This window comes from Lysinibacillus capsici (genome assembly GCF_003367505.1).
Classification (GTDB): domain Bacteria; phylum Bacillota; class Bacilli; order Bacillales_A; family Planococcaceae; genus Lysinibacillus; species Lysinibacillus capsici.
Window position 1 is genome coordinate 108,340 of sequence record NZ_PXXX01000024.1, and the last position, 25,532, is coordinate 133,871.

At 37.6% G+C, this 25,532-nt stretch carries 22 protein-coding genes and 1 riboswitch; of the genes, 4 read left to right on the plus strand and 18 right to left on the minus strand.

Going from position 1 to position 25,532, the window contains the following annotated elements:
- Positions 1-169 precede the first annotated feature (169 nt).
- Positions 170-1,432, minus strand: a complete 1,263-nt coding sequence (icd, locus tag C7B89_RS20500; RefSeq protein WP_048393581.1) for an NADP-dependent isocitrate dehydrogenase — start codon at positions 1,430-1,432, stop codon at positions 170-172.
- Between the two features lie 79 nt (positions 1,433-1,511).
- Complete coding sequence (citZ, locus tag C7B89_RS20505; protein WP_048393579.1) at positions 1,512-2,627, minus strand: citrate synthase; 1,116 nt, start codon at positions 2,625-2,627, stop codon at positions 1,512-1,514.
- A 250-nt stretch (positions 2,628-2,877) separates the two neighbouring features.
- On the opposite strand from citZ, the gene C7B89_RS20510 reads away from it, so the two are divergent.
- Positions 2,878-3,843, plus strand: a complete 966-nt coding sequence (locus tag C7B89_RS20510; protein ID WP_208644746.1) for an AI-2E family transporter — start codon at positions 2,878-2,880, stop codon at positions 3,841-3,843.
- Here the strand turns inward: C7B89_RS20510 and C7B89_RS20515 are convergent.
- The 8 genes from C7B89_RS20515 to C7B89_RS20550 form a co-directional block, all read right to left on the minus strand.
- A complete protein-coding gene (locus C7B89_RS20515) occupies positions 3,827-4,216 on the minus strand; it encodes an FxsA family protein (RefSeq protein ID WP_048393577.1) in 390 nt (129 codons plus the stop codon). The two genes, C7B89_RS20510 and C7B89_RS20515, sit on opposite strands and share 17 nt — an antisense overlap.
- 202 nt (positions 4,217-4,418) lie before the next feature.
- Entirely contained in the window at positions 4,419-6,179 is a 1,761-nt protein-coding gene (gene pyk, locus C7B89_RS20520; protein ID WP_048393575.1) for a pyruvate kinase, read from the minus strand.
- A 26-nt stretch (positions 6,180-6,205) separates the two neighbouring features.
- Positions 6,206-7,165 carry a 6-phosphofructokinase gene (gene pfkA, locus C7B89_RS20525; protein WP_048393573.1) on the minus strand — a complete coding sequence of 320 codons (960 nt, stop codon included), beginning with the start codon at positions 7,163-7,165 and terminating at the stop codon, positions 6,206-6,208.
- 321 nt (positions 7,166-7,486) lie between these two features.
- Positions 7,487-8,443 carry an acetyl-CoA carboxylase carboxyltransferase subunit alpha gene (locus C7B89_RS20530; RefSeq protein ID WP_004226227.1) on the minus strand — a complete coding sequence of 319 codons (957 nt, stop codon included), beginning with the start codon at positions 8,441-8,443 and terminating at the stop codon, positions 7,487-7,489.
- Positions 8,436-9,293 (minus strand): acetyl-CoA carboxylase, carboxyltransferase subunit beta, encoded by an 858-nt coding sequence (gene accD, locus C7B89_RS20535; protein WP_048393568.1) that lies wholly within the window; start codon positions 9,291-9,293, stop codon positions 8,436-8,438. Before accD ends, C7B89_RS20530 begins: the two co-directional genes overlap by 8 nt.
- A gap of 24 nt (positions 9,294-9,317) precedes the next feature.
- Positions 9,318-9,959 carry a FadR/GntR family transcriptional regulator gene (locus C7B89_RS20540; protein ID WP_115674494.1) on the minus strand — a complete coding sequence of 214 codons (642 nt, stop codon included), beginning with the start codon at positions 9,957-9,959 and terminating at the stop codon, positions 9,318-9,320.
- A 132-nt stretch (positions 9,960-10,091) separates the two neighbouring features.
- A complete protein-coding gene (dnaE, locus tag C7B89_RS20545; RefSeq protein ID WP_115674495.1) occupies positions 10,092-13,175 on the minus strand; it encodes a DNA polymerase III subunit alpha in 3,084 nt (1,027 codons plus the stop codon).
- 22 nt (positions 13,176-13,197) lie between these two features.
- Positions 13,198-14,142, minus strand: a complete 945-nt coding sequence (locus tag C7B89_RS20550) for a DHH family phosphoesterase (RefSeq protein ID WP_115674496.1) — start codon at positions 14,140-14,142, stop codon at positions 13,198-13,200.
- A 90-nt stretch (positions 14,143-14,232) separates the two neighbouring features.
- Here C7B89_RS20550 and C7B89_RS20555 point away from each other — a divergent pair, with 90 nt between their 5' ends.
- A complete protein-coding gene (locus tag C7B89_RS20555) occupies positions 14,233-14,538 on the plus strand; it encodes a YtpI family protein (protein WP_048393558.1) in 306 nt (101 codons plus the stop codon).
- 55 nt (positions 14,539-14,593) lie between these two features.
- On the opposite strand, the gene C7B89_RS20560 is transcribed toward C7B89_RS20555, so the two are convergent.
- On the minus strand, positions 14,594-15,901 hold the full coding sequence (locus C7B89_RS20560) for a DRTGG domain-containing protein (RefSeq protein WP_004226205.1): 1,308 nt from the start codon (positions 15,899-15,901) through the stop codon (positions 14,594-14,596).
- Between the two features lie 152 nt (positions 15,902-16,053).
- Positions 16,054-16,737, minus strand: a complete 684-nt coding sequence (locus tag C7B89_RS20565; RefSeq protein ID WP_016994815.1) for a metal-dependent hydrolase — start codon at positions 16,735-16,737, stop codon at positions 16,054-16,056.
- Positions 16,738-16,970: 233 nt separating this feature from the next.
- Here C7B89_RS20565 and C7B89_RS20570 point away from each other — a divergent pair, with 233 nt between their 5' ends.
- Entirely contained in the window at positions 16,971-18,059 is a 1,089-nt protein-coding gene (locus C7B89_RS20570) for a M24 family metallopeptidase (RefSeq protein ID WP_004226198.1), read from the plus strand.
- 51 nt (positions 18,060-18,110) lie between these two features.
- Here C7B89_RS20570 and ald read toward each other — a convergent pair whose 3' ends face one another.
- The gene (ald, locus tag C7B89_RS20575; protein ID WP_115674497.1) at positions 18,111-19,226 is read right to left on the minus strand and encodes an alanine dehydrogenase; all 1,116 of its coding nucleotides are present in this window, start codon (positions 19,224-19,226) and stop codon (positions 18,111-18,113) included.
- Positions 19,227-19,647: 421 nt separating this feature from the next.
- On the opposite strand from ald, the gene C7B89_RS20580 reads away from it, so the two are divergent.
- Positions 19,648-20,097, plus strand: coding sequence for a universal stress protein (locus tag C7B89_RS20580; RefSeq protein ID WP_004226191.1), 450 nt, complete (start codon positions 19,648-19,650; stop codon positions 20,095-20,097).
- Positions 20,098-20,158: 61 nt separating this feature from the next.
- Here C7B89_RS20580 and C7B89_RS20585 read toward each other — a convergent pair whose 3' ends face one another.
- The 5 genes from C7B89_RS20585 to mbcS form a co-directional block, all read right to left on the minus strand.
- Positions 20,159-21,088: a class I SAM-dependent methyltransferase gene (locus C7B89_RS20585; RefSeq protein ID WP_054549950.1), complete on the minus strand. Its 930-nt coding sequence runs from the start codon at positions 21,086-21,088 to the stop codon at positions 20,159-20,161.
- Between the two features lie 89 nt (positions 21,089-21,177).
- Positions 21,178-21,681, minus strand: coding sequence for a thiol peroxidase (tpx, locus tag C7B89_RS20590; protein ID WP_004226187.1), 504 nt, complete (start codon positions 21,679-21,681; stop codon positions 21,178-21,180).
- 124 nt (positions 21,682-21,805) lie between these two features.
- Complete coding sequence (locus C7B89_RS20595) at positions 21,806-22,432, minus strand: RDD family protein (RefSeq protein WP_054549949.1); 627 nt, start codon at positions 22,430-22,432, stop codon at positions 21,806-21,808.
- Positions 22,433-22,445: 13 nt separating this feature from the next.
- Positions 22,446-23,459 (minus strand): signal peptide peptidase SppA, encoded by a 1,014-nt coding sequence (gene sppA / locus C7B89_RS20600; protein ID WP_048393549.1) that lies wholly within the window; start codon positions 23,457-23,459, stop codon positions 22,446-22,448.
- A 185-nt stretch (positions 23,460-23,644) separates the two neighbouring features.
- Positions 23,645-25,228 carry an acyl-CoA synthetase MbcS gene (gene mbcS, locus C7B89_RS20605; protein ID WP_115674498.1) on the minus strand — a complete coding sequence of 528 codons (1,584 nt, stop codon included), beginning with the start codon at positions 25,226-25,228 and terminating at the stop codon, positions 23,645-23,647.
- A 190-nt stretch (positions 25,229-25,418) separates the two neighbouring features.
- A riboswitch (TPP riboswitch) is annotated at positions 25,419-25,516 on the plus strand.
- Positions 25,517-25,532: the final 16 nt, after the last annotated feature.

Here is a 25,532-nt window from a genome sequence, read left to right on the forward strand (position 1 = left end):
CTCCTTTAAAATTAGGTTATATATTTTAAAAGAGGGAGGAGACTTCCATCTCACTCCCTCAATTAAACAAGTTTATCGTAAATATTCAATTAAAATTTACTGTCACCCTAATTATATCGGCAGAAAAAAGCATCCGCTTTAGCGATAAATTCTATTGTAGAATAGAAAATTATAGGTTTTTGATTAACTCATTAGCGAATTCTGAACATTTCACTTCTGTAGCGCCGTCCATTAAACGTGCGAAGTCATAAGTAACAACTTTAGAAGAAATTGTTTTCTCAACAGATTGAGTGATCATGTCAGCAGCTTCTTGCCATCCTAAGTGTTCAAGCATTAATACACCTGAAAGTAATACTGAAGATGGGTTTACTTTATCTAAACCAGCATATTTTGGAGCTGTACCGTGAGTAGCTTCGAAGATCGCATGGCCAGTAACATAGTTAATGTTAGCTCCTGGAGCGATACCGATACCACCAACTTGTGCAGCTAAAGCATCAGAAATATAGTCACCATTTAAGTTCATTGTAGCTACTACATCGAACTCAGTTGGACGAGTTAAGATTTGTTGTAAGAAGATATCAGCGATAGAATCTTTCACTAAGATTTTGCCAGCTGCTAAAGCATCAGATTGAGCTTTGTTTGCTGCTTCTTCACCTTGTTCAGCTTTGATAGCATCGTATTGGTTCCAAGTGAAAGTTTGATCAGCAAATTCTTTTTCTGCTAATTCATAACCCCATTTTTTGAATCCACCTTCAGTGAATTTCATGATGTTACCTTTATGAACTAAAGTAACAGATGGGCGTTTATGTTTAATTGCGTATTCGATAGCAGAACGTACTAAACGCTCAGTACCTTCTTTAGATACAGGTTTAACACCGATACCAGAAGTTTCTGGGAAACGGATTTGATTTACACCAAATTCAGATTGTAGGAAGTTGATGATTTTTTGAGCTTGTTCTGAACCAGATTCGAATTCAATACCAGCGTAGATGTCTTCAGTGTTCTCACGGAAGATAACCATATCAACGTCTTCTGGGCGTTTAACTGGAGAAGGCACTCCATCAAAGTGACGTACTGGGCGTAAGCATACATATAAGTCAAGTTGTTGACGTAATGCTACGTTAAGAGAGCGGATACCACCACCGATTGGTGTAGTAAGAGGACCTTTGATTGCAATTAAGTATTCATTAATTTTGTCTAAAGTTTCTTGTGGTAACCATTCACCAGTTTGGTTAAATGCTTTTTCACCAGCTAAAACTTCTAACCATTCAATTTTCTTTTCACCGTTATAAGCTTTTTCTACTGCTGCGTCAATTACGCGTGATGCTGCTGCCCAGATATCTGGACCAATTCCATCACCTTCGATGAAAGGAATTACTGGATTGTTTGGTACATTAAGTACGCCATTTTCAACTACAATTTTGTTTGACATTCTGTTGCCTCCTAAATTCATAATCATAGGACTGTGTTAGTGATAACACAGTCCCAAACATTCTAGCATATTTTCCAAATTAGCGCTCGCTGATTGGAACATATTTTTGCATGCCTGGTCCAACATACTCAGCACGTGGACGGATTAGGCGGTTATTAGCATATTGCTCAAGGATATGTGCCACCCAACCTGAAGTACGTGATACTGCGAAAATTGGTGTGAACAGGTCATGATCAATACCTAAAGAATCATACACTGACGCAGAGAAGAAATCTACGTTTGCAGGTAATTTCTTTTGTTCTACGATCATGTCATGGATTTTAACTGACATTTCGTAAAGCTCTGGTTTACCAGTTAGCTCAGTTAATTTTTTAGACATTACGCGTAAATGCGGAGCACGAGGGTCGCCTTTACGATATACACGGTGACCGAAGCCCATGATTTTTTCTTTGTTGTCTAATTTATTTTGAATATAAGATTCAACATTTTCAAGTGAGCCAATTTCAGTTAACATTTTCATAACTTGCTCATTTGCTCCACCGTGAAGTGGTCCTTTTAATGCACCGATCGCTGCAGTTACACCTGAATAAACGTCAGATAATGTAGCTACACATACACGTGCAGTGAATGTAGATGCATTTAACTCATGGTCAGCATGTAATACTAATGCTTTGTCAAATGCTTCAATTTCAATATCTGCTGGCTCTTCGCCTTTAAGCATGTATAAGAAGTTTGCCGCATATCCTAGTTCAGGTTTTGGTGAAACTGGTTCTAAACCTTTACGAACACGTGCAAAAGCAGTTACTACTGTAGCAATTTTAGCTTGAAGACGAATTGCTTTACGGTAGTTTGCTTCTGGATCCATAACATCCGCTTCTTCATCGAATACACCAAGTAAAGATACTGCAGTACGCAATGCAGCCATTGGATGTACAGTTGAAAGTGGGTATGTTTTAAATTGGTCGACAATCGCTTGCGGAATTGACATGTTGTCTGCCAATTGTTGTTTTAATTCAGCTAGCTCGTCCTCTTTTGGTAAACGAGTATGCCATAACAGGTAAATTACCTCTTCGAATGACGCATTTTCTGCTAAATCATCAATGTTGTAACCAACATATGTAAGTGTGTCATCGATAATTGAACTGATTTTAGATTCCGCTGCTACGATACCTTCTAAACCTTTAGTTGCTGACATAAATTATCGCTCCCTCATACTTATTTTTTTGTTGCAAATGCGTTTTTTATGTTGCATTTACGAATTTTGCTCATATGAACCATTAAGTAAATCGCTTACATTGCTATTATAATCATTTTTGACAGCTTTGTGAATGAAAATCCTCCAAATAAAGAAAAAGACGTCCGAACGACTATATAATTGTCCTAAAGAGATTTTTTTGTATATTTTGACATTAATTTATCAATTGGTTTGGGGTGAATTTGTAAAAATGAGGAATTTAAAGTATTTTTCATACGAAAGAACTACGAGCGTTTTGCTATTTATTTTTTATTTAGTCATACTTTGGTTTGTATTACCTGTGTCACTCGCAATTTTTTTATCATTTTCGACGTATCCTATCATAAATTTTTTACACAAATATTGTAGGATTGCGTATTGGATTGCAGCAATTATTGTGGAAGTATTAATATTAACCTGTATTTTTCTACTAGTTGTCATATCTATTAACAGTATTATCGTCATTTTCCCAGAAATTCGAGAGACTTTACAAAATTTCCCGCTTTTCAGTGAATATGAATCCATGTTTGTACAAATTTTAAAAGAAAAATCACTGTCCATTTTCGATTCCATCATCGTATATACAGCAGATCTTTTCCAATTATTAATGAAGCATGTCATTGAGGTTTTCATCTTTTTAGTCGCTTATTACTTTGCGCTTCTAGAAACACGTAAATCACGCTATTGGTTCTTTCAATATGTGCCTAAAAAATATCGTCAAGAGTGGCAATCTCATTTTGCAAAAATCATGCAACTTTTTCATTATTTCTTATTTGTAGAGTTTCAATTATTTACGATTACCCTACTCATTCTTTGTGCTGGCTTTATGATCCTTCAATTTGAACAAGCCATTATTAAAGCATTTATTGTAGCATTTGCAGATGTACTACCGTTTTTCGGAATTGGCGTTTTTCTTGTGCCAATGAGCATTTATTTTTATTTCAATGGCAATACCTTTTTATGTGTGGCCATTTTACTACTCTATTTATTTGTACAATTAACAAGGCAGCTAGCCGATTCGATGCTTTGGTCCAATACGCTTCAGCTACGCACATTCCATACATTCTTTATCAGCGCTGCCTCTATTCTATTATTTGGCTTTTATGGTATATTACTGAGCCCTATCTTTTTATTTCTAGCTGTAAAACTGAAAGAAAACTCTATCTTTGAACGATGATGAATTGACCTTTTTTCATTTTTTTACGCATCCAGTAATAGACAATGGGTTGGAACATTTTTCGAGAAAATGGCATGAGTAGGAATAAACCTAGGATATCTGTTAAAAATCCAGGTAACGCTAAAAGCAAACCACCACCAAAAGTTAAGAAAGTATCCACTAATGCAGCTCCTGGCGCTTCTCCGCGTGCCAATGTATTTTTCACATTTTGAACAGAGTTCATACCTTTATTTTTCATGACATAAATCCCAATCACACTCGTAGCAATAATGAGCAATAATGTACTTAAAACACCAATATTTTGTCCAATGACTATTAATAACGTCAATTCGGCTAATGTGTAGACAATGAAACCAAGAAAAATTTTTCGCATATTTTTCTCCTTTCTACTTGAAAAGCTATACCTTTTATACGTTATTATAGCCCGTTTAGTTTCATAAAAAAATGAATAGACCTATTCTATGAGAAAGCAACTTCTGTTAAAGGAAGGAATTAATAGTTTCCATAAAGTGTGTGTACAACCTTTATGGAAAAGCTCTAGTACAACAAACCGCACTAGAGGTTTTTGTTAATTATTAAAGAACGCTTGCATGTCCTTTGTAAATCACACCTGTTTCAGCGTCCATTGTAATTTCTTGACCATGACGGATTAATGTAGTTGCTTCCTTTACACCAACGATTACTGGAATACCTAGGCTTAACCCTACAACTGCTGCATGGCTAGTAAGTCCACCTTCTTCAGTAATTAGGCCAATACAATTTTCTAAAGCAGGCATCATATCACGATCTGAACCGACTGTAACAAGAATGCATCCGTCTGTATCGTAGGCAAGTGCCTCAGCAGCATTTTTAGCAACCACTGTTTTACCAACAACTGATGCTTTTCCGATCCCTTGTCCGCGTGCAAGTAAATCTCCAATAATGTGAACTTTCATTAAGTTTGTTGTACCCGCTTCACCTACAGGTACACCTGCTGTAATGACAACTGCGTCTCCATGTGTAACAAAACCATGCTTCAAGCTTTCATCCACAGCTAGTTCTAAAATTTCATCTGTTGTTGTCACACGTTGACACACAATTGGGTATACGCCCCATACTAGTGTTAATGTATGAGCTGTATTTGTAGAGCCTGTTACGGCAACAATTGGCACTCCTGGTCGATATTTCGCAATCATTCTCGCTGTATTACCACTTTCAGTTGGAGCTAATACGGCTTTCACCCCTAAGTTGATAGAAGTATAAGCTACAGCTTGTGAAATTGCCTCTGTCATATTTGCTTCTTTCTCACGACTACGTGTAGAAACAATTGATCGATAATCTAATGAATTTTCAGTACGTTGTGCAATTTTATTCATCGTTTGTACCGATTCAACTGGATAAAGACCTGCGGCAGTTTCACCAGATAACATGATAGCATCTGTTCCATCAATAATTGCGTTGGCTACATCACTTGCTTCTGCACGTGTTGGTCGTGGGTTACGCTGCATGGAATCTAACATTTGAGTTGCCGTAATTACCGGTTTACCAACTTGATTACATTTTAGAATTAATTTCTTTTGTACAAGTGGTACTTCTTCTGCTGGAATTTCAACACCAAGATCTCCACGAGCAACCATTAAACCGTCAGATACCAGGATGATTTCATCGATGTTATCGACACCCTCTTGGTTTTCAATTTTGGGGATGATCTGAATATGACTACCACCATTTTGTTCAAGCAATTCACGAATTTCAAGAACATCTTTTGCACGACGAACAAATGAAGCAGCAATAAAATCAACACCTTGTTCGATACCAAATAAAATATCTTGTGCGTCTTTTTCTGTGATACCTGGTAGTTGTACAGAAACACCTGGTACGTTAACACCCTTTTTATTTTTTAGTACGCCAGCATTTTCAACAATTGTATGAATTAATCCTTTTTCCATATCCGTTGCTAATACACGTAGTTGAATTAGTCCATCATCAAGTAAAATAATTGAATTTTGCTCAACGTCTTCAATTAAGCGCTCATATGTGACAGAAAAGCTCGTCTCAGTACCTTCTACTTCTGTCATTGAAATATCAATTACTTGACCTGCTGACAAATGAAGCTCGCCATTTTTCATGTTATGTGTACGAATTTCTGGTCCCTTTGTATCAAGTAAAATTCCCACTGGTTTATTTAATTTTTGTGCCACTTCACGAATTAAATGAATACGCCCTGCATGTTCCTCATGTGATCCGTGTGAAAAATTCAAGCGGGCTACATTCATACCTGCTTCGATTAATTTTTCTAAAATTTCTGGTGACTCACTTGCAGGTCCAATTGTACATACGATTTTTGTTTTTCTCATTTTTGCCCACTCCGTTTTATAACAAATTATATTGATAGTTCTTTCATTAGTGTATATAGGCTTACATCAGCCTCATGATTCTTTTCAAAAGCCTCTGGCATATCATAATCAATGACTTGATGATTGCGAATACCTACTGCTCGACCAGCCTTGCCTTCCATAAGTAATTCAACTGCATGTGCGCCAAACTGACTCGCTAATACGCGATCTCTTGCTGTAGGTGATCCACCACGTTGGATATGACCTAATACTGAAACACGTGTTTCTTTTCCTGTTTTTTCTTTTAACAGTTTTGCCAGCTCACTTCCTGACATAACACCCTCTGCCACAATAATAATACTATGCTTTTTACCACGTGCAGCACCACGATCTAAGCGTGCGACAATATCATCTAAATTATAATCTTCTTCTGGAATTAAAACTGTTTCAGCACCAGCAGCAAGACCTGCCCATAAAGCGATATCTCCTGCATCACGTCCCATTACCTCTACAATGAAAGAATTTTCATGAGATGTAGCAGTATCTCGGATTTTATCAATGGATTCTACTACTGTATTTAGGGCTGTATCAAAGCCAATCGTATATTCAGTTCCAGGAATATCATTGTCAATTGTTCCAGGTACCCCTACAACAGGGAAGCCTTTTTTCACCAAATCCATGGCACCTCGATAAGATCCATCACCACCAATGACAACAAGTCCTTCAATACCAGCAGCTCGTAAATTCTCAATACCTCGTTGCTGAACAGCATCTTCTTTAAATTCTGGGCATCTTGCCGAATTCAAATGCGTGCCACCGCGTTGGATAATACCACCAACTGCACCTAAATCAAGTTCTTCCATAAATCCTTTTACTAAGCCTTCATAACCATGCTTAATTCCGACAACATCAATTCCATGAAATGCTGCCTTACGAACGACCGCTCGAATAGCAGCGTTCATTCCAGGCGCATCTCCACCACTAGTTAATACAGCAATTTTTTTCATTGTCGAACCTCCTGCAGTTACTATTATTATTCACATTAACATGAAAAAACAAACTATGTAAGGGTTCTGGGGATACAAAAACATAACTTTTACATAAAAAATGAAAAGAATGCGCTTTCACACACTCTTTCCACCTAAAAACATCCTAAATCTAACATTTTTTCAAGAAGTCTGGCGTTTATTATGCGCTATTATCTTCTTTAATTTTTATAGCTTTTTAATATGTTAAGAAACAAATTTTGTCTCTTAACGAGCAAATATATAGCTTTTAAATTTTATATCCTATTAAAGTAAACAACATTCATCTTTTTACAAACAGATTTACACTTCTGTATACTGTCCAATTTTTTTAAATTTTTCATAGCGATCTTCAACTAATTGTTCTCCATTTAAAGAATTTAATGCATGAAGTGTGTCACTAATGCATTCTTTAATAGAAAGGGCCTGTTTTGCTACATTGCGATGTGCTCCACCAATAATTTCAGGAATAATGCCATCAATTACACCAAGTTCTTTCAAATCAGGTGCTGTGATACGCATGGCTTCTGCTGCCTGCTTAGCCAGACTACCATCACGCCATAAAATAGATGCCGCTCCCTCTGGCGAAATAACAGAGTAAGTCGAGTTCTCAAGCATAAAGACACGGTTTGCTACACCTAATGCTAATGCACCACCACTTCCTCCTTCACCAATAACGATACTAATTACAGGCACAGTTAAGCCAGCCATTTCTACAAGGTTTCTAGCGATTGCTTCACTTTGACCACGTTCCTCAGCAGCTTTCCCTGGGTAAGCACCTTTTGTATCAATAAAACAAATAATTGGTCGTTTGAATTTTTCAGCTTGCTTCATCAAGCGTAGTGCTTTTCGATACCCCTCTGGATGAGGCATACCAAAATTACGACGGATATTTTCCTTAGTAGACTTACCACGTTGATGTCCAATTATTGTTACTGGTTGCCCTTCGAAAATGGCAATCCCACCAAGAATGGCTGCATCATCACCAAATGTACGATCACCATGTAATTCAATAAAATCTTCACACATTGCTTCAATATATTGAAGCGTTGTAGGTCTTTCTGGATGCCTTGCTACTTGCACACGATCCCACGGCTTCATATTGGCATAAATCGATTGCTCTAATTGTGATAAACGTGTTTCAAGCTTCTCGATTTCACCAGACATATCAACTTCTGCTTCAGCAGCAATTGTTTTTAATTCATCAATTTTCTCACGTAATTGTACGACTGGTTCTTCAAATGCTAAATTTTTAGACATGTTGTACGCCGCCTTTCGTATGCATTTTTACAAGTAAAGAAACTTGTTTACGTAAATCTTTGCGATGGAAAATGGCATCAAGCTGACCATGCTCTAATAAAAATTCTGCTGTTTGGAAATCACTTGGTAGTTTTTCTCGTACAGTTTCTTCAATTACACGTCGCCCTGCAAAGCCAATCAAAGCCTGTGGCTCTGCAATATTTATATCACCAACAGAAGCAAAGCTTGCTGAAACTCCGCCTGTTGTTGGATGCGTTAAGATGGAGATGAACAATAAGCCTTGATCACTGTGGCGTTTTAATGCGACACTAGTTTTCGCCATTTGCATTAATGATAATACGCCTTCTTGCATACGAGCACCACCACTAGCGGTAAAGATAATAAATGGTACACCTAGTTCAGTTGCCTTCTCTACTGCTCGCGTAATTTTTTCACCGACTACAGAGCCCATTGACCCCATACGGAAGTGCGAATCCATAATCGCTACGACAATTTCTTCCCCATCTATTGTACCAACGCCTGTTAGGACAGCCTCATTCAAGCCTGTTTTCTCTTGGTCTGCTGCAATTTTTTCAACATACGCTGGGAAATTAAGAGGATTACTTGTTTGTAAATGATCATCCATGGATTCGAATGAGCCTTCATCTAAGAAATAGTCCACACGTTCTTGAGCAGTCATTTTGAAATGATGACTACATTTTGTACATACTTTATGATTTTTTTCTAATTCTTTTGTTAATTGAATGTGACGACATTCAGGACATTTTGTCATTAACCCTTCTGGAAATGCCTTTTCTTGCCCGTCCTCTTTCTTTTTTCGATTACCACTAAATAAGCTACGTATTGCCATGTTCGACTCCCCCTTTGTTGTTGTCTAAATGCTCTGTACAGTACTCATCCACTGCTCATAAGCTTTTAATGCTTCTTTTTCGTAACCCAGCTGCATCGATTTCAACATCGTTTGAATCATTAATTTTTCATCTTCTGTTGAGTTTCGATTTAAACGGTCGCCATCATAAGCTGCTAATTGAAACCAGATTTTTAATGAAAGACGATTACCTGTCGTAATTAATAGTTCTCTTAAAATATCTCGACAATTAATTGTACCTTCTATTTCTAGTTTCACAAAAAAACTATCCCACACAGGTAGTGTGCGAAGAATCTCTGTACAACTTATTACGCGGATTGCTTCCATTTCATGAATTTGTCGCGTTAATTCGACATCTTTTTTTGATTTTTCATCTTCTAATATAAACATCGACAGTATTTCTACGAGCTGATGCTTATGTGTGGACGCAAGAAAAGTACCACCACCATGTCTCGTTTCAATAAGCCCTAGCAACTCTAAGCTTCGCAAAGCCTCTCTCACAGAGGATCGCCCGACACCTAGACGCTCTGATAGAACTCGTTCGGAAGGTAGCTTCTCACCTGCTTGAATTTTTTCCATTTTAATGAGTTGACGTAGTTGTTGGACGATTTCTAAAAACACTTTTTTTTGTTCGGTTTTTTTATCCATACGACTAACTCCCCTTATCAAAAAAGTGGTCTGACCACTTTTTAACGTTGACTCTAGCTTACAAAATAACTGTGCAAAAGTAAAGAAAAAACTGCATAAAATTTAATGCAGTTTCTAATTTCTTGTTTCATTTTATATCTTTTTCGTCGTTTGCGCATGTTTTACTTTGATTTGCGGCTTGCCAAAACGTCTTTCTAAAACACCTTCAATCCATAACATTTCCTCCTCTACCAGCAGGTCTTGGACCAACTGAAAGGTTTGTGGAAAAAATGTAGTGGAAACTGTTCCAAACTCATCCTGTAGCTGAACAAAAGCCATTTGCTCACCTTTTTTCGTACGGATTTTCTTCACTTCTTCAATCAGACCAATCATTTTTATGGAGGTACCATCACGCTTCTGCTTCAACTCTCGACAGGTACTATTGATATCCGCCCAGAAGAGTCTTTCCTGTGCAACTGGATGGGTAGAAATATAAAAGCCCAAGCTCTCTTTTTCATGCATCAATTTTTCCTTCTGGGACATTGCTTCTGCCTGCATATATTTTGGTTTACCAAAACTAAATGCCATTGCTGATGCTAAATCAATATCTTCAGTTGGCCTTAAAAGTTCTGCGTGTTTCAAAGCTGCCTCGACTGTCATGATGAGGACGGCTCTATCTTTTTCTAGATAATCAAGCGCCCCAGCATATATCAATGATTCCAACACTTTTGGCTTAAAATGCTGCGCACTTAAGGCAACAGCTAGATCAAATAGGTTATTTAATACCTCTGGATTTATTTGACGGAGTCCATGTATTTTTTCTATAAATGTATGAGGCACACCTTTAATTCCTGATAAGCTGTAGCGAATGCCTTCCTTTTCCACCGTAAAATATTTCGTACTACTTTTTAATGAAGGTGGATAAAATGGGATGCCCTTATCTTTTGCCTCATGGACAAATTGTTGAATCTTTTCTACATTTCCCGTGGCATTTGATAATAACGCTGCATAAAAGTTTTGAGGGAAATGCGCCTTTAAATAAGCCATTTGATAGGAAATAACACTATAGGCCACTGCATGACTTTTAGGGAAACCATAATCCGCAAAGCGTACAATCAGTTCGTATACTTCTTCAGCTAAACGCTGATCAAAGCCTTGGCGTAGCGCCCCCTGAACAAATGCTGTGCGTTGCTCCTCTAAAACTTGTCGATTTTTTTTACTCACTGCTCGGCGAAGCAAATCTGCCTGTCCCATTGTAAAGCCGGCCAGTACTGATGCAATTTTAATAATTTGTTCTTGATAAACGATCACACCAAAGGTCTCTTGTAAAATAGGCTCTAGCACTGGATGTGGCATCGTTACCATTTCTCTGCCAGCCTTCCGTTTTGCATAGACAGGAATAAAATCCATTGGACCTGGGCGATAAAGTGCATTTACAGCCACAATATCTAAAAAGGTTGTAGGGCAGATATCACGCAAGGCTTGCTTCATACCGTCTGATTCTAATTGAAAAATCCCCAGCGTATCCCCTCTTTGTAATAGTTGAAACGTCTTGTCATCATGCAGTGGGATTCGCTCAAATTCTATCCAAGGACCACCAGCTTTATAAATTGACCAACGTATTTGCTCTAAAATAGTGAGATTGCGCAAGCCTAAAAAATCCATTTTGACGAGACCACATGCTTCAATATCTCCCATTGGCCATTGCGTACTATAAATACCATCATGCCCTTCTTCAATCGGTACAGTATTCACTAAAGGCGATGGAGCGATGACAATACCAGCTGCATGTATAGACGAGTTTCTTGGTAGGCCCTCCAATTTTAACGCCACCTCGTACCAACGCAAATGCTTATCATTCTCCGCTAACCAGCCTTGAAAGTCCTGTGACTCTGCTACAGCTCTTTGTAATGTAATTCCCGGCTTATTTGGAATCATCTTCGAAATTTTTTCTAGCATTTCCGCATCAAAGCCAAATACCCGTGCAACATCCCTGGCAACTGCTTTTGCAGACAATGTACCAAATGTAATAATTTGTGCGACATTAGCTTTGCCATACTTTTGGGCAACATACTGAATGACTTGATGCCTTTTACTATCAACAAAATCGATATCAATATCAGGTAAGGTAATTCTTTCAGGATTTAAAAAACGTTCGAATAATAAACCATAGGCAAGTGGATCTACTTGGGTAATCGAAAGACTATATGCCACAAGCGAACCTGCTGAGGAACCACGTCCAGGTCCCGTCAAAATTCGATTTTCTTTTGCATATCGCATAAAATCCGCCACAACCAAAAAATAGTCAGCAAAGCCCATAGAGCAAATAATTTCTAGTTCATACTGTAATCGTTCATGGTAAGCACCGGGTATTGCCAGTTGCTTGAATCGCTCTTCTAATCCAGTAAATGCTTCTTTAACAAGCAAGCTTTCAGCTGTTTCACCTTCAGGTACAGGAAATTTAGGCATTTGCACAGGCATTTTTGGTAAATCAGCTTTACAGCAAGCAAGCATTTTCGTACTGGCATCAAGCCAATCTGGACGATCCGCAAACCAATTTTGCCATTCGAATGCTGTTGGGGCAAAATAGCCCTGTACATCAGCTGTTTGCATAGTATTACCAAGCTTTTCTCCTGTATCAATTGCTCTTGCTACTTCATAAGCAAAATGATCTTCTGGACGCAAGAAATAACAGCTTTGAGAGGCTACAAGTGCAATAGCATGTTCTTCACACCAAGAAACGAAATCATCTTCTTGTTCAGCTTTTATCCCTCCAGGTCTAGCAATCCCCATATAGAGGTGATGGTTAAACAGTTGGACCAAAGCAGAAACCATTGCCTGCCAGTCATCTACATCTGTTAAATCGTCTGAAGAAAGTAGCGCTATACAACCTGCTGAATATCCCTCAAGCCATTTCCAAGGCAGCACATCATCTTGTCTAATTGAAATCGCACTACTAATCTTTAATAAATGTTGATAGCCCTCCTGCGTCTGCGCATACAGGACGAGGGGAAGCGTTTTATCATGCCACTGAACGTTAACCGAAAGCCCTATAACCGCATGGATATTTACTTGCTGCAATGCTTTACAAAAAGGCAAAAGCCCGTACAATTTCGTATTAACGATTGCACAGGCTTGTGTCTTTTGTTCTTGTAAAAAAGGAATCAATTGCTCAAGCCGAATTGTGCTTTTCAATAAATCCGCGCTCGTATGCATCTTTGTATATACATGTGTCAAATGAATCCCTTCCTTTTCTCTGTTAATGATACGCTTTACAAATCTCTTTTAATCTTGCAATAACGAGGTCTGCTTCTTCCCATGAAAAGGCAGTAGCACCAGATGCAAGCGGATGTCCGCCACCGTTAAATTCTTTTGCTAATGTATTGATAATGGGACCCTTCGAACGTAATCGTACACGGATCTGATCCCCCTCTTCAATGAAAACAACCCATGAGCATATATCTTTAACACTGCCTAGGCAGCCTACTAATAAAGAAGCCTCAGATGGCACAGTGTCATGCTCTGCCAGTAATTCTTTTGTTAGCTTCACATAGGCAGCTCCATGCTCATCCATTGTAAAGTTTTGATAAATATATCCCTGTAAATTAAGTAATTTTTGCTCCATTTCGTACATGCCATCAAATAGTTGGTTTCGATCAAAATCATATGTAATCAGATCCGCAGCAACTTTAAATGTTTTAGCTGTTGTACTTGGGAATTGGAATCTGCCTGTATCGCCCACTATTCCTGCAAATAATAAGCGTGCAGCAGCATCTGAAAGTTTCCAGTTTGCTACTTCCTTGCCTTCTTCATATAATTCATAGATCATTTCACTACAAGAGCTTGCTGTCGTGTCCACCCATAAAAGATCACCATAAGCATCATCATTTGGATGATGATCAATTTTTATCACCATTTTTCCTTTTGTGTAGCGTTGGTCGTCAACACGTTCTGTATTAGCCGTGTCAGTGACAATAACTAAAGCATTTTCATACACTTCATCCGCTATTTCATCAGGCTGTGCCATAAAAGATAAAGAAGCATCATGTTCCCCTACAGCAAAAACCTTTTTCTCAGGATAATTGGCTAAAATAATCTCCTTTAAGCCTTGCTGTGAGCCATAAGCATCAGGATCAGGACGTACATGACGGTGGATAATAATGGTTTCATTGGCCTCAATTGTGTCGATGATTTGTCTTTTCACAATAATTTCCCCCAAAATGATAGTAAGAACCGTTAGCATTTTTACATAATTATCGTTACAATAATGTCTAGTTATGCTAGGAGGTTTACTATGCTCAATTTAATATTTGTGTTTGCGATTATCATATCTTTTGTTTTTTATTTTTATTTTAAAACAAAACAATTCCGTTCTCCATTACCTATTGCTAAAAACTGGTATAAAAGCAAAGCGAACATCGGCTTAGGTTCCTTAATATTGTCATTTGCTTTAAATCAAGCTTATTTATTCCCGAGCTTATTTACATTTATTATTGTAGCAATTCTTGCCGCGCTCGGCATCTTAGTTATTGTAGAAAATATAAAAAAAGCACGTCATTATGGACAATTTGTTGAGGAAGAATTCCGCATTAATCAATAATATATGTAACAAAGGGATGACCAAGCAATTGCGCTAGGCCATCCCTTTTCAATACTTAACGTTCTAATAGTTGGAACATCATCATTGCCTTACCAACAAGCATTTGTTGATTATACACTTCAAAATCCATCTTCACAAACTTACGACTCATATCTAAAATCCGAGGCTTAACAGTTAGCGTACTTTCCATTTGGACTGGTTTAATAAAGTAAATAGTCATATTCTCTGCCACTGCATCTCCACGTTTACGTCGTTTTAATGCGAATGAACCGACCTCAGCTAGTAAAGTTGTAAAAGCACCGTATGAAATTGCTCCATATTGATTGGTCATTTGTGGTGTGACTTTAAATTCAACGATGAGTTCTTCATCACCTAATACCTTCATTTCATTTTTCACTAAATCATCAATCGTTTCACCATGCTGTGGCTGTCTTTGTGCTAATTGCAACGCCTTCAGTACATCTTGACGGCTAATAACACCCTGTAAAATATTGTCGTCATCTACAATTGGTAAGAGATCAATCCCCTCCCAAATCATTCGATGCCCTGCCGAAGCGACACTCATTTTCATGGAGCCAGCAATTGGGTTTTTCGTCATTACTTTTTCAATAAGCTCGTTTTCTTCACGACCAATGACGTCTTTTACGGTAATCATACCGACCAATTTATTTTGGTGGGTAACTACAGGAAATGCACCATGGGTTGTACGTTCATTCAGCTTCTGGAAATGATGAATTGTTTCATCATTTTTTAATGCTGCAGTGTCAGTCATCGGTACATAAATGTCTTCGATAAAAAGAATATCTTTTTTAATCAATTGGTCATAGATTGCCCGGTTAATCATTGTTGCTACTGTAAACGTATCGTAGCTTGTTGAAATAATTGGTAAATCTAATGAATCTGCAAGCAACTTATTATCTTCCGTAGTATCAAAACCGCCGGTGATTAAAACAGCTGCCCCCGCTCGAAGGGCATTCTCATGTGCTTTAATACGGTTACCAACAATTAATAAGCTACCTGCATCAGTGTAACGCATCATGTCCTCTAATTGCATAGCTCCAATAACAAATTTTGTTAGTGTTTTATGTAGACCTGATTTACCACCTAAAACTTGGCCATCTACAATATTAACAATTTCTGCAAAAGTTAAGCGCTCAATATTTTCTTTCTTTTTTTTCTCAATACGAATTGTTCCAACACGTTCAATAGAACTTACTAAGCGACGATTTTCAGCTTCCTTAATTGCACGGTAAGCTGTTCCTTCACTCACTTGCATTTCCTTTGCTATTTGCCGTACTGAAATTTTATCGCCCACGGGTAGTGATTCGATGTATTGTAAAATTTTCTCATGTTTTGTAGACAAAATATCACCTATTTCCTAAGCTTCAATTCTGCTCTTAGTGTACCATATTTTTTATGAAAATATTTAATATAAAGTGATGAAATTGTTTAACTTTCCCCATCATTTCAACTACCAGCGTGGTGTCAATTCATATAGTACAGCATTACCAACGATTAGAAACAGTTTACTTTTTCGCCAGCTTTCAAAATTTGAACTTCTGTATTTTGTACTAAATCTGCAAAAATCTGTGGATCTTGCTCGATTGGTGGGAATGTATTGTAATGAATCGGTACGACAATTTTCGGCTTTAAAAACGAAACTGCACACGCTGCATCCTCTGGCCCCATTGTAAAATTATCACCAATTGGTAAGAATGCAATATCAATTGGATGTCGTTCACCAATTAGTTTCATATCACCAAAAAGAGCTGTATCGCCCGCATGATAAATTGTTAATCCTTCAATAAATAATAAAATTCCAGCAGGCATGCCCATATAAATTATTTCGTTATTTTCTGTTACATAAGAAGAGCCATGAAAGGCTTGTGTAAACTTTACTTTACCGAAGTCAAATTCCTTCGCACCACCTATATGCATTGGGTGTGTTTTTACACCTTGCCAAGAAATCCAATTAGCCAGCTCATTTGGCGCAATGACTAGCGCATCTTTTTTCTTCGCTAATTCTACTGTATCTCCAACATGATCATTATGGCCATGTGTAAGTAAAATAATATCTGGCGCTTCGTCAGCCACTTTTAAGTCTGTTTGCCCATTGCCATTAATAAAAGGGTCAATTAATATCGTTTTTCCATTTGTTTGTATTTTGACAACTGAATGTCCATGATAACTTATTTTCATCTTAACATCCTCCTCGATTAACAAAGTACAGTCCAACATTTTAATTCGCTACCCATGCGCTTTTTCCCTTTTTTTGATATGCTTGTACAGAGAATAATGGTAGTATTCTTTAACAGCTTTATACCCTGTTAGAGCATAATTATTCAGTACTCGATAAGAAACCTCGCTACTTTTTTCGGCAGTCGAAGCTTTCTTACGTAAAATTTTCAATGCACTAAAAGGAGGACATATTGATGTCAAAGGTTGAAGAAATCCAACGTTACTTGCAGCAAAATCATATCGATGCAGCATTCGTAACAACACCTGACAATGTTTTTTACGTTTCAGGCTTTAAAAGTAATCCGCATGAAAGATTACTAGGAGTCATGATTTTTAAAGATGCGGAACCTTTTCTAATTTGTCCACAAATGGAGATTCCAGATGCAAAGGCTGCTGGTTGGTCTTATGAGGTAATTGGTCATCAAGATACAGAAAATTCGATGGAAGTTCTTGCTCAAGCGATTGTAGCACGCCAAATCACCCCAGCTACATTTGCTATTGAAAAAGCACAACTCATTGTTGAGCGCTTGGAAGCTTTACAGCAATCTTTCCCTCAAGCTAGCTTTGTGCGTCTTGACGAAAAAATTAATGCGATGCGCGTAATCAAAGATGAAAGTGAATTAGAAAAATTACGTAAAGCTGCTGAATTGGCCGATTATGCAATTGAAATCGGTTGCAAGGAAATTGCTGAAGGTAAAACAGAAATGGAAATCCTAACAGCGATCGAAAGTGCCATTCAAGATAAAGGCTGTAAAATGTCTTTTGAAACAATGGTATTGAGTGGTCCAAAAACTGCCTCTCCTCATGGGAAGCCAGGTGCACGTAAAATTGAAAAAGGTGATATGGTACTATTTGACCTTGGCGTTATTTACGATGGCTATTGCTCAGATATTACACGTACTGTAGCTTTTGGGGAGCCTAGTGAAGCACAAAAAGAAATTTATCAAACTGTTTTAGCTGCCAATACAAATGCTGTCGCAGCAGTAAAACCAGGTGTTCGTGCGATGGACTTAGACAAAATTGCGCGTGATACAATTACAGAGGCTGGTTATGGTGAATATTTCACGCACCGCCTTGGACATGGTCTTGGTATTTCTGTGCATGAATTCCCATCTGTTACAGGTGCCAATGAGATGACGATGGAAGAAGGTATGGTCTTTACGATTGAGCCTGGCATTTATAAATCAGATGTAACAGGCGTACGTATTGAGGATGATGTTGTCGTTACAAAAGATGGCGTTGAAGTATTAACAAAATTCCCGAAAGATTTAATCATTCTATAATGCAAAAAAGGAAGCAACTAGTGTGCTTCCTTTTTCTCTGTCCAGCAAAGTTTATTGAATTAATTCATCCACATTGACAAATGGTAGTCCTTGCGAATCTGCCACTGCTTTATAAACAAGTTGTCCATCTAATGTATTCACACCTTTTTTCAGTGCTGCATTATCAAGGCAAGCTTGTTTGTAGCCTTTGTTGGCAATTTGAAGTGCATATGGAATTGTATTATTTGTTAATGCAATTGTAGAAGTACGTGGTACCGCACCAGGCATATTTGCAACTGCATAGTGTACAACGCCATGCTTCACATATGTTGGATCATCATGTGTTGTCACACGATCAGATGTTGCAAAAATACCACCTTGGTCAATTGCAATATCCACTACAACAGAGCCGGCTTGCATTGATTGAATCATTTCTTCTGATACAAGTTTCGGTGCTTTTGCGCCTGGAATTAATACAGCACCAATAACTAAATCTGAATCTTTCACTGATTCTGCAATATTATATGGATTAGACATTAATGTTTGAACATCGCGTCCAAACATATCTTCTAATTGACGTAAACGTTCTGGGCTTAAATCGATAACTGTCACATCAGCACCCATGCCAACAGCAATTTTTGCAGCATTTGTACCCGCAATACCACCGCCAATTACTGTCACTTTTCCACGTTGTACACCCGATACACCACCTAATAAAATACCTTTACCAGCATGGTTTCTCTCTAAGAACTGTGCACCAATTTGTGTAGCCATTTTACCAGCGACTTCACTCATTGGTGTTAACAAAGGTAATGAACCATTTGCTAATTGTACTGTTTCGTAGGCAATTCCTACAACTTTTTTATTTAAAAGTGCCTGAGTTAATTCAACCTCTGGCGCTAAGTGTAAATAAGTGAATAAAATTTGACCCTCGTAGAAGTAATCATACTCAGAAGCTACAGGTTCTTTTACCTTCATAATCATTTCTTGGGACCAAGCTTCTTTAGCTGTTCGAACAATATGAGCACCTGCTGCAATGTAATCAGCATCCGTAAAGCTTGAACCTAGCCCCGCTCCTGTTTCAATGTACACTTCATGCCCTGCATGTGTTAAAGTGACAACTCCTGCTGGTGTCATTGCTACACGGTTTTCATTGTTTTTAATTTCCTTTGGAATACCAATCTTCATTGTTTCCTATCCCCTTCCATAACGTAAGAAATAAGCATCATTTATGTAACTAAACTTGATGCACCCCTTGCACTTCCATATTACCAAACAATTGCAAAAAAAGCTTTAACTAATGCAAATACAGATAAAATTTATAAGATTTCCAAAATAACAAATATTCAAACGTTGTATATCATTATAAATTACTATATTTAAAAACTAAAAAGGAGTATAGGTAGCAGTTAATGGAGCTGATTCATGTGTAGTTGAAACCAATCAAAAGACGTTTACACACTGCAAATAGTGGGAATTAGATATTTATAATTAATTAACATTTCTACATGAAATGCCTTCACATTTTCATAATTTTTCTTGCGGAAAGTATTTCCTTTAGAAAATCATTTGGTATAATCAACATATACAAATCAGGGAGGTTTTTCAAATGGCTAATCATTATAAAAGCATTGTTGTTGCAGTAGACGGTTCAAAAGAAGCTGAATACGCGTTTCGTAAATCAATTGATGTTGCAAAACGAAACGAAGGTGCAGTGTTAAATCTAGTAAATGTAATCGATACTCGTTCATTTGCTGCTATCGAAGCATATGACCGTTCCATTGCAGAGCGTGCTCAAGCATTTTCTGAAGAACTATTAAATGGTTACAAAAAGCAAGCTGAAGATGAAGGTTTAACGAATGTTAATCTTATCATCGAGTATGGCTCTCCAAAAAATATCATAACAAAAGAGCTTTCTAACATCGTAGACGCAGATTTAATCATTTGTGGTGCAACTGGTCTAAATGCAGTAGAACGCTTCCTAATCGGTTCTGTATCTGAGGCTATTGTACGTTCAGCTAAATGTGACGTACTAGTTATCCGTACGCCTGAAAACTAATTTGTAATACATAAAAAGGTATCCTTGTATAGGATACCTTTTTACTTGCACTCAAGAGCAATTACTTGCCCTCTTTCCACATCTTCACTTTTTCAAAGAATAGCGCAAGTGCCTGCTTATTCTGCATATTTGGTACTTTAGCTAATAGGACTTCTTTAGGTGCTTTCAATTCCTTCGATTGTTTTTGTAAAATCACAATGCTCTTCTCTAATGATTTATTTGCAAACATCGAGTCAGGTAATTGAATAATCGCTTGAATCCACGCATGTTTTTGAATGTATTTGTGTAATTGCTTAGACTGCTCTGACTCAAACAGATGAGATGGTGCAAGGAAAAATAAATAGCCGCCATCCTTTGTATAATTCATTGATTGCTCGATGAATAAATGATGGGCATAACTCATCCCCTCCACTGGACATAATTCATAATCGAGCGCCACTTCTTCATTTGGATAATAACCTACAGGTAGATCACAAACAACGGCATCCACTGGATTGACCAATAAATCTTCTAAGGCATCTTGACGGTATAAAGAAATAGGTTGTTCTGTTAAGTCAGCAGTTGCCGCAGCAAGACGAATAAGTAGCTCATCCACCTCTACACCTGTTGCTTCCACTTTTCCATCTAATAAATTCATAACCGTCAGTAATAAATTGCCCGTGCCTACTGCTGGGTCCATGATCGAGATCTTTTCATTTTCAAGACGCTCTGCAAAAATCTGCTCCACAAAGTAGCCCACTAATAGCCCTAACGTGTCAGGAGTCATTTGATGATTCGGCTGTGAGCCCTTGCGCATCCCTTTTAAAATAGCAATTTGAATAGCTTTACGAATATCCTCTTTTGTTGCATCTTTTTGAGAAAAATCAACTTCGCCATCAAGCCATGCCTCTAACCCATCTAATAATCCTTCTAGTAACGTTATATTGTGTTCTTTTTCGATTTTTTCGGCATGCTCATTTAGCACACCAAATAACTTTTCGATATTTTCCATATCTAACTTCCTTTCACGCAGAAAAGAGCCGTGACAAACACTTGTCACAGCCCCTTTGTCTAGTATTATCTTAGCCTAAAAGCAGCTTATTATGCTAGTGCTTTGACAGCTGCAATGGCCGCTTCATAGTTTGGATGATCTGTAGCTTCAGGTACATATTCAACATATGTTACTTTATTGTTTGCATCCACAACGAATACTGCACGTGTCAGAAGACGTAATTCTTGAATGTATACGCCATATGCCTCACCAAATGAAAGGTCGCGGTGATCTGATACAGTTTGGACTGCATCTATACCTGCTGCACCACACCAACGCTTTTGAGCGAATGGAAGATCCACAGATACTGTATAAATGACTACATTATCACCTAAGTTCGCTGCTTCCTCATTGAATCGACGTGTTTGCGCATCACATACACCAGTATCTAATGATGGTACAACACTAAATAAACGAATTTTTCCTTCTGAATCATTTAATGTTACAGGTGATAGGTCATTCGCTAATACCGTAAAATCTGGAGCTTGATCGCCCACCTTTACTTCATTTCCTACTAGTGTCACTGGACCATTTTTAAATGTTACTTGTGCCATCTAAACGCCTCCTAATCATCATATGTACATAATATTACTAAATGAAGGGAATTAATTGCAACTATGATAGCTTACATACATAGAAATAGATAAGACTGTCTCCTAATTTGAGACAGTCTTATGTTTATTGTTCATTTTTTTCCTCTAGCTTGGCTAAGTCTATTTTTTCTTCTTGCACAGTAATTTCTATATGTTCTTCTTGTTTTGGTAAAGTAGTCGGTGTTGAAGCCTTTTCAATAAAGATTTTTTCGTGCACCACTGTTGTATCGGCAAAATAATCATGTAAGCCTTGATTTTCTGGCAAAATCACTACCAAAATATACAGTGGCATAAAAATATTATTGATGATACGACCAATCCAATCACGGAATAACACATCTGACCAAGTTAGCTGATCGTGCTTTAATGAAATTACACGTAATCCGAACACCATTTTCCCTAGTGTTTGCCCAAAAAACTTGGTCATCAGCACAAAATAGCTATAGTAGAAAATTGCTGTAATAATAGAAATTGGCGCATACCAAACCGAATCAGATAAAGACCAATCCATTAAATAGAAGATAGGATTGACGAGTATTCCACCTACAGCAGAAATGATGAATCCATCTAATAAAAATGCCCAAAATCGTACCCAAAAACCAGCAGTTTTTAATGCATAGTTTTTTTCATGTGCTGATTCTCCTGAAGTGTTTATATAGAAGCCATTTTCCAATGAGGGTGAACCTTGCATAACAATTTCATTGTTTGTCATTGTGCTCTCCCCCTTAGTATTCCCCATATAGATACATCATTTTCGGAGCGCTATAGTCCGTCATGATTTTCATTAGCATTTTTTCTTCGGCAGAGGGACCGAACATGGAGCCAATTTTCATACCTACGTATGATTGCCAGCCACCCATATCGTATGAATACTCAAATAAAGCCGCATCTTCAAGTCCATAATCCTCACGAAGAGCTGCAATGGCCGCTTCTTCATCACCAATTTCATCAATTAACCCTGCTTCAAGTGCTTTTGTACCGCCAAGAATACGACCATCTGCAACCTTCTTCACTTCTGCTTCAGACATATTACGCCCCTGCTCTACAATATCTACAAATTCTTCGTACGTTTCATTAATCATATCTTGCATCATTGCACGTTCCTCTGCTGTCACTTCACGCATTGGACTTAGCATATCTTTATGCTCTCCCGATTTAAACGTTTCAAATTTGACCCCTACTTTTTCAGCCAGCTCTTGATAGTTAATTGATTGCATGATGACACCAATAGAGCCTGTTATTGTATCACGATGGGCAAATATTTTATCTGCTGGTGCAGAAATATAATAACCACCTGAAGCTGCCATAGAATCCATTGATACATAAATTGGAATTTGTCGTTCTTCTTTTATTTTTAGTAGCTTTTTATAGATATCTGCAGATTCCTTTACACCACCACCTGGTGAATTAACGCTTAAAACAACCCCCTGTATGGACTCATCATATAAAATATTATCCAATTGTTCTAAGAAAAATTGATGATCATAGGCAACTGGTTGCCACAATGTACTTGAGCCGATATCTTGAATCGTTCCATCTACCTTTAAATAAGCAATTCGCTTATCAAAATTCTCCCCTTCAATGACATTTTCATATACATCTAAGCTATTACCTGCCATTAAGCTATCAAAATTACCTAGGAAATCTGCTTTAAATAGCGCAAAAATGGTATTAATTCCTAACGAAAATAGTAAAAGAACACCAGCCACTACTAAAGCAACCCACCTTTTTACATTCATGTCTTTCCGCCTCCTCAACACGTAATACGTATGACTTGCCAATTTGTTTCATTTTTTTGCAATAATTAAACACAAAAAGCTTTAAGCTATGTATTTCCTCATATTACCTTACCTAAAAAAAATAAAAAAATCAAAGTCCATACCTTTGATGAACTTTGATTTTCGACATTATTTCCTAGGAAATATTATAATTGGAGGTGTTTGATTTCTTGTTGTCGTAATTCGACACGTCTAATTTTCCCAGAAGATGTTTTTGGTAGTTCCTCTACAAATTCAATAGCACGTGGATATTTATAAGGAGCAGTCAATGATTTAACATGACTTTGGAGTGTTTGAATAAGCGCTCCATCACCTTTTTCACCATTGCGCAGAACAATAAATGCTTTGACAATATTTCCTCTTACTTTATCAGGGCTCGCTATAACAGCAGCCTCTTTTACAGTTGGATGTTTCATTAAAGCATCCTCTACTTCAAAAGGACCAATTGTATAGCCTGAGGAAATAATAACATCGTCTCCTCGTCCGTCAAACCAAAAGTAGCCATCTTCATCTTTATAAGCACGATCTCCTGTAATATACCAATCCCCACGAAATTGTAAATTTGTACGTTCAGGATCATTTAAATATTTTTTAAAGAGTGCTGGCGTTTCGCGATGAACAGCAATATCACCAACTTCTCCGATTGTAACAGGTTTGCCCAAATCATTAATAATTTCAACAGTGTTGCCAGGAGTAGGTTTTCCCATAGAGCCAACTCTCGCTTCCATCCCTACCATTGTGCCTACCAATAATGTATTTTCCGTTTGTCCATAGCCATCTCGCACTTGTAATTTGAATGTTTCCAAGAATACTCTAATAACCTCACTATTTAATGGCTCACCAGCTGATACAGCTTGGCGAATTGCACTTAAATCATATTCATGTAAATTTTCAAGCGCTGCCATAAAACGATATTCAGTTGGTGTACAGCATAGTACATTGATTTTGAATCTCTCAAGCAATGCTAAATAAGAAGCTGCTTCAAATTTACCTTTGTAGACAAATGCAGTAGCACCACTGCCTAAAGTAGCTAGAAATGGACTCCAAATCCATTTTTGCCACCCTGGTGCTGCAGTCGCCCAAACAATATCATTTTCTTGTACACCCAACCAATATGGTGCTGTTGTTCGTAAATGAGCATAGCCCCAACTATGCGTATGCACTGCTGCTTTTGGATTTCCTGTTGTTCCGCTTGTATAGGCTAAAAATGCATTGTCTGTGCTTTTTGTTGGGATAGGATTTATGTAGGTTGTAGGTTGATTATTCATTTTTTCAAGTATGTTCTGCCAAGGTTCATGTGCATTCCCTATGACAAATTGCAGTATGTCTTGTAAATTTTTCACTTTATCGAACTGTTCAATATAGGGTTCAAATGCAATAACTGCTTTAGCATTTGCATGATGAATTCGATACTCAATATCCTTTGTTCTTAACATCTCAGAACTTGGAATAATAGTTAAACCCGCTTTCAATGCAGCAATATACACAATATATGCTTCAACCGAACGTGGTACCATTACTAAAATGACGTCACCTTTCTTTAAACCTTGCTTGGTGAATACATGTGCTGCTTGATTTGCTTTTTCCAATAAATGTGCATATGTAATACATTGGATGTCTTGGTTTTCTTCATAAATGATTAAAGCATTTTTGGCTGCATCCTGAGCATATTTTTCAATTTCCTCTACTATGTTATACCATTCTGGTGCAACTAAATCTTGTCTTTTCATGGCAATTGCCCCCTTTTGTTATGACACATTATAAAACTCTTTTTTCAGCATTTTCAATGGTTTGTGCTTAATTTCGGTAAAGTCATGACAACTATCATACCCTCCTATATGGCATCGGTCACATTTTATCTATAGGAAAACTTGCTATTGAATACAAATGAAAAGTATGGTACATTTTGGTCAACTAAAAGCAAGATTGCAGGGGGACTCGTAAGAGTTGAGAAGGTAAAACCTGACCCTTTGAACCTGTTAGTTAATACTGACGTAGGGAGCAATAAACATCGTTTTCAGATGAAAGGCTCTT

Bases quoted from the DNA above. Each gene is read 5' to 3' on its own strand.
- ald (WP_115674497.1), bottom strand. From the start codon at position 19,226: ATGAAGATTGGTATTCCAAAGGAAATTAAAAACAATGAAAACCGTGTA.
- icd (WP_048393581.1), bottom strand. From the start codon at position 1,432: ATGTCAAACAAAATTGTAGTTGAAAATGGCGTACTTAATGTACCAAAC.
- C7B89_RS20565 (WP_016994815.1), bottom strand. From the start codon at position 16,737: ATGAAAATAAGTTATCATGGACATTCAGTTGTCAAAATACAAACAAAT.
- C7B89_RS20580 (WP_004226191.1), top strand. From the start codon at position 19,648: ATGGCTAATCATTATAAAAGCATTGTTGTTGCAGTAGACGGTTCAAAA.
- pfkA (WP_048393573.1), bottom strand. From the start codon at position 7,165: ATGAAAAAAATTGCTGTATTAACTAGTGGTGGAGATGCGCCTGGAATG.
- tpx (WP_004226187.1), bottom strand. From the start codon at position 21,681: ATGGCACAAGTAACATTTAAAAATGGTCCAGTGACACTAGTAGGAAAT.
- C7B89_RS20555 (WP_048393558.1), top strand. From the start codon at position 14,233: ATGCTCAATTTAATATTTGTGTTTGCGATTATCATATCTTTTGTTTTT.
- pyk (WP_048393575.1), bottom strand. From the start codon at position 6,179: ATGAGAAAAACAAAAATCGTATGTACAATTGGACCTGCAAGTGAGTCA.
- C7B89_RS20540 (WP_115674494.1), bottom strand. From the start codon at position 9,959: ATGGATAAAAAAACCGAACAAAAAAAAGTGTTTTTAGAAATCGTCCAA.
- C7B89_RS20515 (WP_048393577.1), bottom strand. From the start codon at position 4,216: ATGCGAAAAATTTTTCTTGGTTTCATTGTCTACACATTAGCCGAATTG.
- C7B89_RS20510 (WP_208644746.1), top strand. From the start codon at position 2,878: ATGAGGAATTTAAAGTATTTTTCATACGAAAGAACTACGAGCGTTTTG.
- C7B89_RS20530 (WP_004226227.1), bottom strand. From the start codon at position 8,443: ATGTCTAAAAATTTAGCATTTGAAGAACCAGTCGTACAATTACGTGAG.
- accD (WP_048393568.1), bottom strand. From the start codon at position 9,293: ATGGCAATACGTAGCTTATTTAGTGGTAATCGAAAAAAGAAAGAGGAC.
- citZ (WP_048393579.1), bottom strand. From the start codon at position 2,627: ATGTCAGCAACTAAAGGTTTAGAAGGTATCGTAGCAGCGGAATCTAAA.
- C7B89_RS20585 (WP_054549950.1), bottom strand. From the start codon at position 21,088: ATGGAAAATATCGAAAAGTTATTTGGTGTGCTAAATGAGCATGCCGAA.
- C7B89_RS20595 (WP_054549949.1), bottom strand. From the start codon at position 22,432: ATGACAAACAATGAAATTGTTATGCAAGGTTCACCCTCATTGGAAAAT.
- C7B89_RS20570 (WP_004226198.1), top strand. From the start codon at position 16,971: ATGTCAAAGGTTGAAGAAATCCAACGTTACTTGCAGCAAAATCATATC.
- mbcS (WP_115674498.1), bottom strand. From the start codon at position 25,228: ATGAAAAGACAAGATTTAGTTGCACCAGAATGGTATAACATAGTAGAG.
- sppA (WP_048393549.1), bottom strand. From the start codon at position 23,459: ATGAATGTAAAAAGGTGGGTTGCTTTAGTAGTGGCTGGTGTTCTTTTA.